Below are 15,421 nucleotides of genomic sequence, written 5' to 3' on the forward strand. Positions count from 1 at the left end.
GTGCCCGGCCCGGGCTGTGGGAAGGCGTCGAAGCCGTCGCACAGTTGTGAAGATCCACTGATCGCTCGCGGTGATGAACCGCGCCCGCGTCCGCGAACAGGGCGGCGGTCAGCCGAGTTCGAGGCTGGTGATGCCGAACAGTCCCGACCGGTCCGTCTCGGGGCCCGGACCGGTGTACATGCGGGCGGCCTCGAAGCCGGGCGCGAGCCCGAGCTGCCCCATCAGGTCCAGGGCCGCCGTGTTGTGGTCGGGGACGTCGACGGCCACGGCCGCCCCGGGAGTTGTCGCCGCGAGCGCGTGGACCAGCGCGGCTGCCAGGTCCGCGTCGGCCGCGTAGAGAGGCCCGATGCGCGAGGCTCCGCTGCAGGGGCGGATGACGCCGAGCCCCTGCAGCTCGCCCCCGCGCAGCGCGGCGACGGCGGTGCGACCGGGCAGGCCGACCCAGGCCGCGAGGAAGGCGTGCCGTGCCTCGGGGAAGAACCGGCGGTCGTACGCGGCGAGCCGGCCGAACGGAAGGGAACGGGCATCGACCAGTTCCACACCCGCCGGCGGCGCTGCGGCGCCGTGCGGCGGCACCCCCTCGAAGCGGACGTTGTTCCAGGCGTGGCGGAACCCGGACCGGCGATAGTTGTCCTGCTGGTCGACGACGCCGTCGAGCCCGACGACGCGGCCGGCAAGACGCGCGGTACCGGCGTGCCAGAGCTGGATGCCGTAGCCCTGTCCGCGCACCGAGGGGCGGGTCATGTAGAAGCCGATGAACCCGAACCCGGAGCCGTAGCGCACGGCCGAGATGCAGCCCACCGGCTCACCGTCCAGGTGCCCGACCAGGAAGCCGTGCGGATCGGTGACGGTGAAGGCGCTCGGATCCGAGTCGCCCGGATTCCAGCCCTCCTCGTCGGCCCAGTCCCTCATGAGCGCGATGTCGTGGGCGCTCGCGTTCCGGATCTCGAATTCCGCCACGGTCCGATCCCTCCGCCGGGCGGAAGAGCAGCTGCCGCCCGTGTGCCTCGTCCTACGTGTCCGACGAGGCGTTTCTAACAGCCGCGTCGCGCACGGCCGATCAGGACCGGCCAATACGCGCCGCCGCCCGGCGGAGCCGCAAGCCGGGGACTCAGCCCACCAGTTCCCCGTCCCGCGCCACGACCCGTCCGCCGTGGACGACCATGTCGCGCTGCGGTGTGTCGACGACCACCTGCGGCAGGCACTCACCGCGTACGAGGACGAAGTCGGCCGGAGCCCCGGGGGTGAGGTCCGCGCGGGCGAGGCCCAGGATGTCCGCGCCGCCGTGCGCGGCCACGCGGTAACAGTCCGCCAGCTCCTCGTCGAGGCGTACGTCCGTGACCCAGCCCAGCAGATGCGTGCGGTGCAGCATGTCGGCGTTGCCGAACGGACTCCACGAGTCGCGCACCCCGTCGGAGCCCAGCCCGACGTCCACGCCGTGCTCCCGCAGCCGCGCGATCGGCAGGACCAGCGAGTCGGAGGGCGCCACCGTGGTCAGCGACATGCCCAGGTCGCCCATGTCCGAGGCCACCGCGCCCAGTTCGCGGTCGTCCAGCCCCGGCAGGCAGAACACATGGCTGACGGTGACCTTGCCCCGCAGGGACAGCGCCCGCGTGCGGTCGATGATGCCGCGCAGCGCCGTGAGCCCCTTCTCGCCGCGGTCGTGCAGGTGGATGTCGACGCCGATCCCGTGCCGGTCCGCGATGCCGAAGACCAGGTCGAGCTGCTCGTCGAGCGCCTGGTCGAAGCCGATCGGGTCGATGCCGCCGATCAGGTCGACGGCCCCTGTGCGCGCCGCCTCCTCGAGCAGCTCCGCCGTACCGGGAGTGCGGATCACGCCGTGCTGGGGGAAGGCGACGATCTGGACGTCGAGCGCGTGCCGCAGCCGCTCCCGGGCCGTGCCGACGCCTTCCACACCGGCCAGGTCGTACGCCGGTGCCACGTCCGCGTGGGCACGCATCGCCCGGGTGCCGCGGGTGACGGCGTGTGCCATCAGGCCGTACGCGCGCTCCGCCACGGGCCGGCGCTGACTGCGGAACAGTTCGACGTCCTGGGCCACGTAGTCGGCGAGGCCGTTCGCCGGCTTGCGCGTCACCCATGGGCCGCCCCACGTCGTCTTGTCGGGGTGGATGTGCGCGTCCACGAGCGCGGGGAGCGCGATACGGCCGCCGCCGTCGACGACCTCGGCACCGGGCGGCGCGGGCCGGTCCGAGATCCGGCCGTCGACGACCGTCAGGTCCACAGGGGTCCGCGCACCGAACGGGCGCACGTCCCGGAACACCACGGCCCTGGAGCGGCGGCCGCCGTGCGGCTGCGCATCGGTGGCGGGGGCGGCCTGGGCCGGGGACAGGGAGGCCGCGGCCGAGAGCGCCGCGGTGGTGCCGGCCATGGCGGCCGCACCGGCGATCACGCTGCGCCGGGACGGGCCGTCGGCGGTGTGCGAGGACGGTGTCATGGAGACTCCTTCGACAGTGGCTGGATCACGGCGGTGGAGGTGGGGGCGGCGGTGCGCGCGGCGGCTCGGGCGAGAGGCGGGCAGGGGCCCAACGGCGCTGCCCGCCCCGGCAGTCGGCGCCTCGGGTGCGGCTAGGGTCTTTCGTTTGGATCAGGCCGGATCAGTGAGCGGGGTCTGGTGCGTGCGATCGCAAGGCGGAGGAGGGAGACAATGGCGGAGCCATGGCGACCGACGACAACGCGGCGAGCGTGCGTGCCAGGGCCCGCGAGCCCGGCATGATCCAAACGAGAGGCCCTAGAGCACGACGCCCGCGCGGACGACCCGTACAGGCCTCTTCAACACCGACACGTCAGCGAGCGGGTCGCCGTCCACCACGACGACGTCGCCCGCGAAGCCCCGCGCGAGCCGGCCGGCCGTGCGCTCCAGGCCCAGCAGCCGGGCGGCGCCGGTCGTGGCCGTACGGATCGCGTCGAGCGCCGGCAGTCCGGCCTCGCGCATCAGCTCGACCTCCCGGCCCACGGGCTCGACGGTCCCGCCCGACGAGTCCGTGCCCGCCGCCAGCGGCACACCGAGCTCGTGCGCCGCGAGGACGGCCCGCTTCAGCACCGGCAGGTAGGTGCGACCGCGTTCGGCGAGCACCGGGTCCGGCGACGAGGCCAGTCCGGCGATGGCGGTGAGCGTGGGGGTGAAGTAGGTACCTCGGCGGCGCATCTCGTGCAGCGTGCGTTCGCCGACGAACGCGCCGTGCTCCAGGGAGCGGATGCCCGCCGTGACCGCGTCGTGGCAGCCCTTCTCGCTGTAGCTGTGGCACAGGACGCCCTTGCCGCCGCGCCGGGCCGCGGCCACGATCTCGGACAGCTGCTCGTGCGAGTACACCTGCGTCAGCGGGTCCTGCTCGGGCAGCCCCGCACGCTCGTTGACGCGTGTCTTGATGACGTCGGCGCCGCGCGCGAGGTTCACCTCGACGACCCGGCGCAGGGCCTCGGCCGAGCGGACGCCGTCTTTGAGGCCGGCGAGCGGTGTGAGGTCGGGGTCGGCCAGCACCGTGTCGCCGAGATGCGGCGTGACGAAGACGCCGGCGGCCCGCAGACGAGGTGCCAGTGCGGGGGTGTGGCGGGCCAGTTCCCGTACGGCGATGTCCTGGTAGAAGTTCGTCGAACCGCTGCGCGCGCTGGTCGCGCCCAGGCGGACTGCGTCGCGGGCCTCGGCGGCCGTGCTCAGGTGAATGTGCGCATCCACCAGGCCGGGCAGGATCCAGCGGCCGTGGGCGTCGAGGACCTCCGCGCCCTCGGGCGTCTCCGTGTCCGCCTGTGCCCCGGCGGCCCGCACGACCCCGTCCCGTATGACGACGACGGCGTCCTCGGTGACCTCGCCGGTCTCCGGGTCCAGCAGCGTGCCGCCCCGGACGACGAGGTCGCCGCCCGCCGGCCTGTCGCCTCGTACGGAGCTGTGCCGGTCCGCGGCGGTGGCGGGGGAGGGGGAGGCGATCGCGACGGTGCCGGCGAGCGCTGCGGCGCCCGCGAGGATCCCGCGGCGGGTCAGACGGGGGGAGGGCGGCGGTGCGGAGTCGACACACATAGGGGGCTCCCTGGGGGAGTAGGTACGGCGGGTCCGTAGTTTGTATACCAACCTGATCGCGACGAGCAAGGGTGATGCCGTGGAGGCAAGAAAGAGCAGGAACTCCGGACATCACATGGTGCGGTTCCATGACTTGGTATACAAACAGCTCAGAGTGCGGTGTCGCCGAAGAGGGAGCGCAGCGCCACGGTCCTGCTGTCGCGCACATGGAGCAGCGTGCTCGCCGCGGCGGCCTCCGCGTCGCCCAGCGCGATGTGGCGGAACATGTCCGCGTGCTGGGCACGCATGTGCGCGGGCTCCTCGCGCATGCCGAACAGGAGCTGGAGCTGCCAGCTCAACTGCTCCATCGTGCGGGCGAGGAGCGGGTTGCCCGACAGAGCCACGACGCCCTCGTGGAACGCCGTGTGGGCCGCCACCTCGCGTGCCCCGGCGTCCTCCGCGGCCGCCTGCTCGGCCTGCCGGAGCGTCGACTCCAGGGCGGCGAGGCCCTCGGGGTCGCCGGCCGCCGCCCGCGCGGCGAGCCGCGACGCCTGGACGGCGAGCGGCTCCCACACCTCGTACAGGTGCTCCACGTCGGTCCGCTCCAGGCGGCGCACCCGCACTCCGCTGTGCGGCAGCAGTTCCAGCAGGCCCTCGGCGACCAGGGCCCGTAGGGCCTCGCGGACGGGGACGCGCGACATGCCGAGCTCCTCGGCGACCTCGCGCTCGACCAGGCGGGCGCCCTGGGCGTACCGCCGGTCGACGATGCGCTGCCGGACGGCCTCGCGCGCCCGCGCGCTGAGCGAGGCGGAGGGACGCGCGCCGCCTTCCGCGCCGCCTTCCGTGCCGACCGAATCGGTCTTCCTGCTCTCCGCCACCTCTACGGCCCTTCACTCGGCGTGCCTCGGCCGAGGATATGTCCCGGAGGCCGCCGCTCCGCCGGAGCGGTCGGTCAGGGTCGCGTCACCATCCGCCGGCGCTTCCCAGCCGCCGGTAGATCGCCGCCGCCGGCGGCTCGGGAGGCCGGCCTCGGAGAGGAAGGCCATCAGCTGTGCCGAGCTGGTGCGCATCATCGTCTTGCGGTGTTCGTTGGACTGGACCTCGTCCAGGGCGCGCGCGGTGTCGAGGCCCGCCGCCGCGTAGACCCCTCAACGCGCGGACGAGTCCCTTCGGAAGCGTTCCGCTCACCTCAACCGGCTTTCCCAGCCGGGAAGTTGCTGCGCGCTGAAGGTGAGCTGCGGCCGCGCGTGGCCGGAGGCCGACGCGGAGTCGCGCAGGCTCGCCGTCCGAGGTGATCCATCGGCTGACGGCCGGTCATATCGTGCAGCCCGGCGCGGCCCTGGAGGAATCGCAAGGTGCACCGCCGGGATCACGGTGCGCACCGCCCGGTACACCCGCCCGGGCGACGACCGGGACCGAGCGCGCCACCAGGTCCCGGCCGGTCCGCGGCCCGTACGGTCACTCTTACGCGCCGCCGTTTCGGCAGGCGTCATGCCGTGGGCACGGGGTAGTCAGGAGACCGGCACACCGGCACTCGACCACCTGTCCTGTGCGCCGTGTTCCGCCCAGCCCGACATGGAAGGGTTTACATGGCGACGCCGACCGAGCAGCCCGTCACGCCGGTTCCGGTTCCCCACCGGGGACGAGGCCAGGTGGTGATCTCCTGGATCACCACCACCGACCACAAGAAGATCGGACACCTGTACCTGGTCGCGTCGTTCCTCTTCTTCGTCCTCGGCGGTGTGATGGCCCTGCTGCTCCGCGCGGAGCTGGCGCGCCCTGGCCTGCAGATCATCAGCAGCGAGCAGTACAACCAGATGTTCACGTTGCACGGAACGATCATGCTGCTGCTGTTCGCCACCCCTACGTTCGCGGGGTTCGCCAACGCCGTCATGCCGCTGCAGATCGGCTCGCCCGACGTCGCCTTCCCCCGGCTGAACATGCTCTCCTTCTGGCTGTTCCTCTTCGGCGGTCTGATCGTGGTCGGCGCTCTGCTGACGCCCCAGGGGGCCGCGGACTTCGGCTGGACCGCCTACACGCCGCTCAGCGGAGCCGAGCGCGCCCCCTTCGTCGGCGGCGACCTGTGGATCATGGGGCTCGCGCTGGCCGGGTTCGGCACGATCCTCGGCGCGGTCAACTTCGTCACCACGATCATCTGCCTGCGCGGCCCGGGCATGACCATGTTCCGGATGCCGATCTTCACCTGGAACGTGCTGTTCACCTCGGTGCTGGTCCTGATGGCGTTCCCGGTCCTCGCGGCCGCCCTGCTGGTCCTGGAGGCGGACCGCCGTTTCGGGGCCCAGGTCTACAACCCGGAGAACGGCGGGGCGCTGCTGTGGCAGCACCTCTTCTGGTTCTTCGGCCATCCCGAGGTCTACATCATCGCGCTGCCGTTCTTCGGCATCATCACCGAGATCATCCCGGTGTTCTCGCGTAAACCGATCTTCGGTTACGTCGGCCTCGTCGGCGCCACCATCGCCATCACCGGTCTGTCCGTGGTGGTGTGGGCGCACCACATGTTCGCGACGGGTGCCGTCCTGCTGCCGTTCTTCTCGTTCATGACGTTCCTCATCGCCGTGCCGACCGGGGTGAAGTTCTTCAACTGGATCGGCACGATGTGGACCGGGTCCCTGTCGTTCGAGACGCCGATGCTGTGGTCGGTCGGCTTTCTCGTGACCTTCCTCTTCGGCGGCCTGACGGGCATCGTCCTCGCGTCGCCCCCGATGGATTTCCATGTCACCGACACCTATTTCGTGGTGGCCCACTTCCACTATGTCGTCTTCGGCACGGTCGTCTTCGCGATGTTCGCCGGCTTCTACTTCTGGTGGCCCAAGATGACCGGCACCATGCTCGACGAGCGCCTCGGGAAGATCCATTTCTGGACGCTGTTCGTCGGATTCCACACCACCTTCCTCGTGCAGCACTGGCTCGGTGCCGAGGGCATGCCCCGCCGCTACGCCGACTACCTCGCCGCCGACGGCTTCACCGCGCTCAACACCGTCTCCTCCATCGGCGCCTTCCTGCTCGGGATCTCGACACTGCCGTTCTTCTACAACGTGTGGAAGACCGCGAAGACGGCCCGGCGCGTCGACGTCGACGACCCCTGGGGCTACGGGCGCTCACTCGAATGGGCCACCTCCTGCCCGCCACCTCGCCACAACTTCACCGCCCTGCCCAAGATCCGCTCCGAATCGCCCGCCTTCGACCTGCACCACCCCGGCCCCGCACGGCTCGACGAAGCGCGTTCACTCGGCCGCCGCGACGCGGTGGAACCGGGCCAGGGCGTCGCGAGGCCGACGGACGAGGAGGGCCTGGGCTGACGGGGGGAGGGGGACCTGGGCCGACGGGGGGCCGCCGCCTGCCCGGACCCGGACCGGTGCGGGTCGCCGCCGCCCGGGGTGGGTCCTAGACTGAATCGCGGGTGTCCTGCGACGTCATGGGAGGCTCGTGTGACTGCCGGAGCCACGAGTTCGCGCCCCAGCAAGGCGGACGCGCCGCGGTACCTCCCCATCGCCGAGCACGGGCTCATCGGCGACCTGCGCAGCGCCGCGCTCATCGGCACGAACGGCACCATCGACTGGTACTGCTGCGGGCGTTTCGACGCCCCCAGTGTCTTCGCGTCCATCCTGGACGCCGACCGCGGCGGCTCGTTCGCGCTCGCCCCCGACGTGCCGGTCCGCACGAAGCAGTTCTACTTCCCCGACACCAACATCCTGATCACCCGCTTCTACGCGGACGACGGCGTCGGCGAGGTCCAGGACTTCATGCCCGTCGTCGACGATTCGCGCGAGGCCGACCGGCACCGACTGATCCGGCGCGTGCTGTGCGTCCGCGGATCGCTGCCGTTCACCGCGCGGGTGGCGCCCCGGTTCGACTACGGCCGACAGGACCACACGGTCGGCACCCGGCAGGGCCAGACGGTCTTCGAGTCGCCGGACCTCTCCCTCGCCCTGACGTCCAGCGTGCCGGTCGAGACCGACGGCCCCGACGTCCGCGCCTCGTTCAAACTGCTCGAAGGCGAGTCCGCGGTCTTCGCGCTCGACCGGATCGGCGGCACAGTAGAGCCGCGGTCCTGCGCCCTGACAGAGGCGGAGGACCTGTTCGACGCCACCGTCCGGTACTGGCGCCGCTGGCTGTCCCGGTCCCGCTACCGCGGCCGCTGGCGGGAGATGGTGCACCGCTCCGCGCTCACCCTCAAACTCCTCACCTACGCACCGACCGGCGCCCTCGTGGCCGCACCGACGACCAGCCTGCCGGAACAGATCGGCGGCGAGCGCAACTGGGACTACCGGTACGTCTGGGTCCGCGACGCCGCGTTCTGTATCTACGCACTCCTCAGGCTGGGCTTCACCGACGAGGCCGAAGCCTTCGTCAACTTCCTCTCCGAGAAGGCCCTGGGCCCCGACTGCCGACTGCAGATCATGTACGGCGTCGACGGCCGCCGCGAACTCCCCGAGGAGGAACTCCCGCACCTGGAGGGGCATGCGGGCTCGGCTCCGGTCCGCATCGGCAACGACGCCGTCGGCCAGCTCCAACTGGACATCTACGGCGCCCTCATCGACTGCCTGTACCTCTACGACAAGTGGGGACAGCCGCTGTCCAGCGGACACTGGGACACCGTCGTGGAGCTCGTCGACTGGGTCTGCGAGAACTGGGACCAGCCCGACGAGGGCGTGTGGGAGACCCGCGGCGGGCGCAAGAAGTTCCTGTACTCGCAGCTGATGTGCTGGGTGGCCATCGAGCGCGCCATGAGGATCGCGCGACGCCGCGGCCTGCCGGCGGACATGACCCGCTGGGGCGGCGCGCGGGACACGATCTACCGGCGGATCATGCGCCGCGGCTGGTCCGCCGAGCGCAACGCGTTCGTCCAGCACGAGGGCGAGGACGTGCTCGACGCGGCCGTCCTGATGATGCCGCTGGCCAAGTTCGTCTCCCCGACGGACCCCAAATGGCTGTCCACCCTCGACGCGCTCGGCGAGGACCTGGTGTCCGACTCCCTGGTCTACCGCTACGACCCGCAGGCGAGCCCGGACGGACTGCGCGGAGAGGAGGGCACGTTCTCCATCTGCTCCTTCTGGTACGTCGAGGCTCTGGCCCGCGCCGGTCGCCTGGACGAGGCCCGGCTCGCCTTCGAGAAGATGCTCACCTACGCCAACCACCTCGGTCTGTACGCCGAGGAGATCGGCCGGACCGGCGAACAGACCGGCAACTTCCCGCAGGCGTTCACCCATCTGGCACTGATCAGTGCCGCGTTCAACCTCGACCGGGCCCTGGGCTGATGCGCGCGGCCCGCAGCAACGACGATCCACTCGACGCGGCGCACACGGCCGGACTCCTGGTGGACGCCATCGGAACCGTCCTCGGCTGCACACCGGCGGCGGAAACCCTCCTGAACCGCCCGGCCGAGGACCTGTCGGGCCGGCGGATCCACGAGCTGCTGGCCGACCCCTCCCTCTGGCCGGACGTGCTGGCCGGGCGGAACGGACCCGTGTGGGAGGGCAGAGCCGTGGTGCGCAAGGGAGAGGGAGAGGGAGAGGAGGCGGAGGTGCTGTTCCGTGTGCTTTCCCTCGACCCTCGGCCGACCGGCGAGCGCGCCACCCGCTTCCTCGTGCTGGGCGCCCCCCGACCCCTGCTGGCGAAATGGCGCCAGGCCCACGCCTTTCTGGAGGAACTGTTCCTCCAGGACCGCGTGGGGCTTGCGGTGTTCGACACGGACCTGCGGCTGGAGAGGACGAACACGCACCTTCTCCCGTACACCGGTGTGCCCGCAGACCTGAGCGGCCTGCGGCTCGCCGACTTCCTCCAGGACGAGGACGCGCGGAGCGTCGACGACCGGCTGCGGGACGTGCTCACCACCGGGATCCCCCTCGTCGGGACGGACATCCTCGTGCGGACCCGGGTGGACCCGGGTGCGGGGCGCATCGTGGCCCTGTCCGCGTTCCGCCTCCAGGACGCGGAGGGCCGCGTCATGGGAGTCACCGCCCTGTTCGTCGACGTGACGGAGCAGCGGCGGGCGCGCGAGCGGCTCGACCTGCTGCACCGGGCCACCGCTGCCCTCGGCAACTCCCTGTCGCTCGCGGAGACCACGGGGGACCTCGTGGACGTGCTCGTTCCCGCCCTGGCCGATGCGGCGGTCATCGACATCGCCGAGTCCGTGTTCGCCCACGAGGAGCCGGACACACACGAGCACCGGCAGCATCTGCTGCGTCGTGCGGCCGCGGCCGGAGCGGACGAAACGCCGCCGGTCGGCGCACCCGTGGCCGTGGACGTCACCGGCCGGTCCGGCGACCGGATCTGGTCCGCCGACCGGTCGCCGGCGGACGGTGCGGCGCCCGCTGCCGAGGAGACCGGGACCCCGGTCGACGGCCTTCCGCCCGGCCCAGCGGCCGCCCACTCCGGGATGAGCGCCCTGCTCAGGGCCAGGGGACGGCTCCTCGGCCAGGTCACGGTGTGGCGCACCGGCCCGCGCCCCCCGTTCGAGGAGGACGACGTCGCCCTGCTGGAGGAGATCGCCTCCCGCGCCGCGCTCGTCGTGGACAACGCACGCCGCTACGCGCGCGAGCGCCACGCGGCCCTCAGCCTGCAGCGCAGCCTGCTCCCGCCGACCACGACCGACACGGTCGCCGTGCAGAGTGCCAGCGTCTACCTGCCCACGGACACCGCGACCGGCGTGAGCGGCGACTGGTTCGACGTCATCCCGCTGTCCTCGGCACGTGTCGCCCTCGTCGTGGGCGATGTGGTCGGCCACGGTCTGCAGGCCACGGCGACGATGGGACGCCTGCGCACCGCCGTACGCACGCTGGCCGACCTCGATCTCGAACCCGACGAACTGCTCGCGCACCTCGACGACTTGGTATCCCAGCTCACGCACGAGACCGCCGGCGCGGAGAATCACGGCCCGCGCGTCGCGTACCACTCGTACGGCGCGACCTGCCTGTACATGACGTACAACCCGGTGACCCGGCACTGCGTCGCGGCCAGCGCCGGGCACCCCCCGCCCGCCCTGCTGCGTCCCGACGGGAGCGTCGAGTATCTGGAGGTCAGCCCCGGCCCGCCCCTGGGAGTCGGCGGTCTGCCCTTCGAACCGCTGGAGACAGTGGTCGAGGAGAACAGCGTGCTCGCCCTGTACACCGACGGCCTGGTCGAGCGGGGCCGGTCCGACCTGGACGAGGGGATGGCCTCACTCGCCTCCCTGCTGACGCGCGAGACCGCCCCCGACCGCCCCCTCCAGGACGCCGGCCGGCGGATCGTGTCCGACCTCGCCCCGCGCCCCCTGTCGGACGACGTGACCCTGCTGCTGGCCCGCACACGCGTGATCGCCGCGGACGACAGCGCGACGTGGCACCTGGAGGCCGACCCGGCGGTTGTCGCGCACGCACGCACCCTGGTCGTGCGGCAGCTGTCCCACTGGGGTCTTGACGAACTCTCCTTCACCACCGAACTGGTGGCGAGCGAGCTGGTCACCAACGCCATCCGCTACGCGGGCGGCGGCTCCGTCGAGCTCCGGCTCATCCGGGCGGGGGTGCTCATCTGCGAGGTCTCCGACGCGAGCAGCACACAGCCCAGGATGCGGCGGGCGGGGGCCACCGAGGAAGGCGGACGCGGCCTCTTCCTGATCGCCCAGCTCACCGAGCGCTGGGGGAGCCGGTACACCCGCCGCGGGAAGACCATCTGGACCCAGCAGCCGCTGCCCGGCCCGTGACGGGTGCCGTTCGCGCCCCGCTACATGTTGATCATGTGGCCGGCCAGGCCGTGGACCGCTTCCTTCACCGCCTCGCCGAGGGTGGGGTGCGCGTGCACGTTGCGGGCCACCTCGTGCACCGTCAGGTCCCACTGCTGCGCCAGCGTCAGTTCCGGCAGCAGTTCGGTGACCTCCGGGCCGATGAGGTGGGCTCCGAGCAGTTCACCGTGCCGGCCGTCGCTGAGGATCTTCACGAAGCCGGCGGGGTCGCCGAGCCCGTGGGCCTTGCCGTTGGCGGTGAAGGGGAACTTCTGCACCTGTACGTCGAAGCCCCGCTCGCGCGCCTGCGCCTCGGTCCAGCCGAAGCTGGCGATCTGCGGCTGGCAGTAGGTGGCGCGGGGGATCATCGTGTAGTCGAGTTCCATGGTCTCGGCGTCCGCGATGGTCTCGGCGGCGACGATGCCCATCGCCTCGGCGGCGTGCGCCAGCATCAGCTTCGCCGTGACATCGCCGATCGCGAAGATGTGAGGGACGCTCGTGCGGCAGCGGCCGTCGATGTCGACCGCCCCGCGGTCGGTCAGCCGCACGCCGGTGTTCTCCAGGCCGTAGCCCGTCACCCGCGGCTGGAACCCGATGGCCTGGAGCACCTTGTCGGCCTCGAGCACCTGCCGCTGCCCGCCCGTGGTCACATGCACCCGCACCTGCGGGCCCGAGTCGTCGATCGCCTCGACCCGCGTCGACGTCAGGACGTTGACACCCAGCTTGCGGTACCGGCGGGCCAGTTCCGCCGAGACCTCCTCGTCCTCCAGCGGTACCACCCGGTCCAGGAACTCCACGAGCGTGACCTGCACGCCGTAGTTGTGCAGGACGTACGCGAATTCGACGCCGATGGCGCCGGCACCCGCGATGATCACACTTCCGGGCAGCCGGTCGCTGAGGATCTGCTCCTCGTACGTCACGACGCGTTCGCTCAGGCTCGTTCCCGGCAGCAGGCGGGTCGCGGCTCCGGTGGCGAGGATGCAGTGATCGAAGTCGACGCTCTGCTCCGTGCCGTCGGCGGCCCGGACCCGCAGGGTGTTCGCGTCGGTGAAGACCCCTGTGCCGTCGTACTCGGTGATGCCGTTCTTCTTCATCAGGTAGTGCACGCCTCGGACGCGTCCCTCGGCCACCTTCCGGCTGCGCCCGTACGCCTCCTGGTAGTCGAAGTCGACCCGGCCCTCGACTCGGATGCCGAAGGTTTTCGCCTCGTGCGTGAACAGGTGGGCCAACTCGGCATTGCGCAGCAGTGCCTTCGAGGGGATGCACCCCACGTTCAGGCACACGCCGCCCCAGTACCGCTCCTCGACCACCGCCACCGACATGCCGAGCTGGGCGCATCGGACCGCCGCCGTGTAGCCGCCGGGACCGGCCCCGAGGACCACGACATCGAAGTGTGCACTCATGCGAGCACGATAGGGGCGCGGTCGCCGCGAGTGGCGCAATCCCCGTGCGACATCGGCGGAATGCACCGGGCGGACCACAGGTGCGGCCCGCGCGGCGGGGGAGCGGACGCGTCGTCGGCCTCTCGGGGTCCCGGCCCGAAGGACCGGAACCCCGGGGTGTCACCGGCCGCAGGCCGGCGGTGTGTGCCGGATGTCGATCACGAAGCGCTCCGGCGAGTGCAGGACGCGGGTCGTGTAGGCGGGCTTGGTGTTGAAGGCGGCTCCGAAGGTGACCACTCCTTCGAAGTCGCCGGTGAGCGCGAGGCCCTTCAGGGAAGGCAGCCAGATCTTGGTGAGCTTCGGGCCCTTGTAGACGGACCTGCCGTTGTCGTCGTGCGCGGCGGCCGGCGAGAGCCTGATCTCCAGGAAGTGCTTTCCGGCGAGCGGGACCTTGGTTCCCAGGCCGTCGTAGTGCAGTTCCTTCATCGCATTCACGGTGACCGGCGGCACCTTCCCGCGGATATCGATGACGATCCGGTCGAAGGAGCTGTGGCCGCCCCAGCGTGCGTTGGTGACGAGGGCGGTCGCCGGAGCGTGCGACGGTGCCGCGGACTGCGAGGCGGATGCGGGGAACGTCGCTCCGACCCCGGCGGTGAGGACGATGGCTGCGGCGGCGGCCGCGAGCCGTGACTGATGGTGCATGGTGTCCCCCATTTCTTCCTGTGCGGGGACTGTGGTGTCACTGATGGAGACACGCCGCGAAAAGGAATGGTTGCAGCATTATCGCCCCATTCCTTGATATGTCCGCCCGCTCTCGGGCGCTCCCGCGGCGGCCGGACGGACTCGTCCCCCGCCCTCTGTCGCGAGCTGGCATGGGCATGTAATCTCCGCGCTCGGTCGGTGGAGATCCCACCTCCCATCCGCCTCCGACAAGGAGTCCCATGCGCCGCCTTGCCAGCTCGGACAGATCCCGCCTCTCCGTTCCCGGCATCCTCGCCGTCGCCACCGCGGCCGCCGCGTCGACGCTGTTGTCGCTTCCAGGCGCGGCCGTCGCGGACGGCAGCCCGTCCGGGTCGAACGCAGCCCCAGCCGGGGCCACGGTGCCGGTCACCACGACGCGGGCCGACGACGACGTCCGCCCGATCAGCGGTGCCTACATCGTGCGGCTCAAGCCGGGCACCGACCCGCGCGGCCTCGCCAGGGCCCTGTCCGTGAGCCCGCGCTTCGTCTACGACACCGCGGTCAACGGCTTCGCCGCCGACCTCACCCAGGGCCAGCTGCGCGCCCTGCAGCGCGAGAAGTCCGTCGCCGGCATCGAGCAGGACGCGTGGGTCGACGAGGCACACGACGCCACCCAGACGAACCCGCCCTCCTGGGGCATCGACCGTGTCGACCAGCGGAACCTGCCGTTGTCCGCGAGCTACACCTCCACCGCGACCGGTGCGGGGGTCCACGCGTACGTCATCGACACCGGCATCGACGTCTCCCACCCCGACTTCGGGGGACGCGCCCGGTTCGACCTCAATGCGATCGACACGAAGGACACCGACTGCGACGGCCACGGCACCCACGTCGCCGGAACCGTCGGCTCCAAGACCTACGGCGTCGCCAAAGGCGTCAACCTGCACGCCGTGAAGATCCTCAACTGCCGTGGCTCGGGCCGCACATCGGCGACGATCGAGGCGATCGACTGGGTCACCGCCAACGCGCAGAAGCCGGCGGTCGCCAACACGTCGTGGAACTGGACGTGGTCGGACACCCTCGCGGCCTCGCTCAACGGCATGATGAACTCCGGCGTGTTCCTGGCGACCTCCGGCGGCAACACCGGCGCCGACTCCTGCGACCGGCTGCCCCGCGGCCTGACACAGGCGACGGTGGTCGGCGCGACGACCAGCACGGACAGCAGGGCGTCGTACTCCTCGACCGGCGCGTGCATCGACCTCTACGCACCGGGCTCGGCGATCCTGTCGACCCAGCCGGGCAACACGACCGCCACGTTCAACGGCACCTCCATGGCGACTCCGCACGTCGCCGGGACAGCGGCCCTCTACAAGAGCGCCCACGGCGACACCGGCCAGGCGACGCTGAGCACCTGGCTGACCGCCAACGCAACGCCCGGCGTCGTCCAGGGCGACCTCGTGGGCACGCCCAACCTGCTCGCGTACACCAACGGGCTCTAGGGCCACGGTGAGCCGTCCGGGCCGCGGCACGCACCCGGCCCGGACGGCCACGCGGACCGCGTCCCGTCACCCGGGGCACCAAAGGGGGTCGTCCACCATGACTGCCCTGCGGTCCATGGGCTCCCGA

Annotated in this window: 10 protein-coding genes; 4 read left to right on the top strand and 6 right to left on the bottom strand. The window is 71.5% G+C overall.

Annotation, left to right across the window (positions count from 1 at the left end; all coding sequences use genetic code 11):
* Nucleotides 1-108: 108 nt before the first annotated feature.
* The 4 genes from ACF08N_RS15750 to ACF08N_RS15765 all read right to left on the bottom strand — a co-directional run bounded on the left by ACF08N_RS15750 (nt 109) and on the right by ACF08N_RS15765 (nt 4,890).
* Nucleotides 109-960 (bottom strand): GNAT family N-acetyltransferase, encoded by an 852-nt coding sequence (locus ACF08N_RS15750; RefSeq protein ID WP_392325166.1) that lies wholly within the window; start codon nt 958-960, stop codon nt 109-111.
* A gap of 151 nt (nt 961-1,111) precedes the next feature.
* A complete protein-coding gene (locus ACF08N_RS15755) occupies nt 1,112-2,455 on the bottom strand; it encodes an amidohydrolase family protein (RefSeq protein ID WP_392325167.1) in 1,344 nt (447 codons plus the stop codon).
* A 294-nt stretch (nt 2,456-2,749) separates the two neighbouring features.
* The gene (locus ACF08N_RS15760; RefSeq protein WP_392325168.1) at nt 2,750-4,033 is read right to left on the bottom strand and encodes an amidohydrolase family protein; all 1,284 of its coding nucleotides are present in this window, start codon (nt 4,031-4,033) and stop codon (nt 2,750-2,752) included.
* 149 nt (nt 4,034-4,182) lie between these two features.
* Nucleotides 4,183-4,890, bottom strand: coding sequence for a GntR family transcriptional regulator (locus ACF08N_RS15765; RefSeq protein WP_392325169.1), 708 nt, complete (start codon nt 4,888-4,890; stop codon nt 4,183-4,185).
* 711 nt (nt 4,891-5,601) lie between these two features.
* Between ACF08N_RS15765 and ctaD the strand changes: the two genes are divergently transcribed.
* The 3 genes from ctaD (at nt 5,602) to ACF08N_RS15780 (ending at nt 11,714) form a co-directional block, all read left to right on the top strand.
* The gene (ctaD, locus tag ACF08N_RS15770) at nt 5,602-7,332 is read left to right on the top strand and encodes a cytochrome c oxidase subunit I (protein WP_392325170.1); all 1,731 of its coding nucleotides are present in this window, start codon (nt 5,602-5,604) and stop codon (nt 7,330-7,332) included.
* A gap of 129 nt (nt 7,333-7,461) precedes the next feature.
* Nucleotides 7,462-9,291 carry a glycoside hydrolase family 15 protein gene (locus tag ACF08N_RS15775; RefSeq protein WP_392325171.1) on the top strand — a complete coding sequence of 610 codons (1,830 nt, stop codon included), beginning with the start codon at nt 7,462-7,464 and terminating at the stop codon, nt 9,289-9,291.
* On the top strand, nt 9,291-11,714 hold the full coding sequence (locus ACF08N_RS15780; RefSeq protein WP_392325172.1) for a SpoIIE family protein phosphatase: 2,424 nt from the start codon (nt 9,291-9,293) through the stop codon (nt 11,712-11,714). Before ACF08N_RS15775 ends, ACF08N_RS15780 begins: the two co-directional genes overlap by 1 nt.
* Nucleotides 11,715-11,734: 20 nt before the next feature.
* Here the strand turns inward: ACF08N_RS15780 and lpdA are convergent, their stop codons facing one another.
* The gene (gene lpdA, locus ACF08N_RS15785) at nt 11,735-13,135 is read right to left on the bottom strand and encodes a dihydrolipoyl dehydrogenase (protein ID WP_392325173.1); all 1,401 of its coding nucleotides are present in this window, start codon (nt 13,133-13,135) and stop codon (nt 11,735-11,737) included.
* 159 nt (nt 13,136-13,294) lie between these two features.
* Nucleotides 13,295-13,816 carry a hypothetical protein gene (locus tag ACF08N_RS15790; protein ID WP_392325174.1) on the bottom strand — a complete coding sequence of 174 codons (522 nt, stop codon included), beginning with the start codon at nt 13,814-13,816 and terminating at the stop codon, nt 13,295-13,297.
* 239 nt (nt 13,817-14,055) lie between these two features.
* Here ACF08N_RS15790 and ACF08N_RS15795 point away from each other — a divergent pair, with 239 nt between their 5' ends.
* Nucleotides 14,056-15,294: a S8 family serine peptidase gene (locus tag ACF08N_RS15795; RefSeq protein ID WP_392325175.1), complete on the top strand. Its 1,239-nt coding sequence runs from the start codon at nt 14,056-14,058 to the stop codon at nt 15,292-15,294.
* The last annotated feature ends 127 nt before the right edge of the window (nt 15,295-15,421 follow it).

The organism is Streptomyces sp. NPDC015127, from assembly GCF_043080095.1.
In the GTDB taxonomy this organism is placed as follows: Bacteria; Actinomycetota; Actinomycetes; order Streptomycetales; family Streptomycetaceae; genus Streptomyces.

Excerpts from the sequence above, each read along its gene's own strand:
- lpdA (WP_392325173.1), bottom strand. The coding sequence starts at position 13,135 with ATGAGTGCACACTTCGATGTCGTGGTCCTCGGGGCCGGTCCCGGCGGC.
- ACF08N_RS15780 (WP_392325172.1), top strand. The coding sequence starts at position 9,291 with ATGCGCGCGGCCCGCAGCAACGACGATCCACTCGACGCGGCGCACACG.
- ACF08N_RS15755 (WP_392325167.1), bottom strand. The coding sequence starts at position 2,455 with ATGACACCGTCCTCGCACACCGCCGACGGCCCGTCCCGGCGCAGCGTG.
- ACF08N_RS15760 (WP_392325168.1), bottom strand. The coding sequence starts at position 4,033 with ATGTGTGTCGACTCCGCACCGCCGCCCTCCCCCCGTCTGACCCGCCGC.
- ACF08N_RS15790 (WP_392325174.1), bottom strand. The coding sequence starts at position 13,816 with ATGCACCATCAGTCACGGCTCGCGGCCGCCGCCGCAGCCATCGTCCTC.
- ctaD (WP_392325170.1), top strand. The coding sequence starts at position 5,602 with ATGGCGACGCCGACCGAGCAGCCCGTCACGCCGGTTCCGGTTCCCCAC.
- ACF08N_RS15795 (WP_392325175.1), top strand. The coding sequence starts at position 14,056 with ATGCGCCGCCTTGCCAGCTCGGACAGATCCCGCCTCTCCGTTCCCGGC.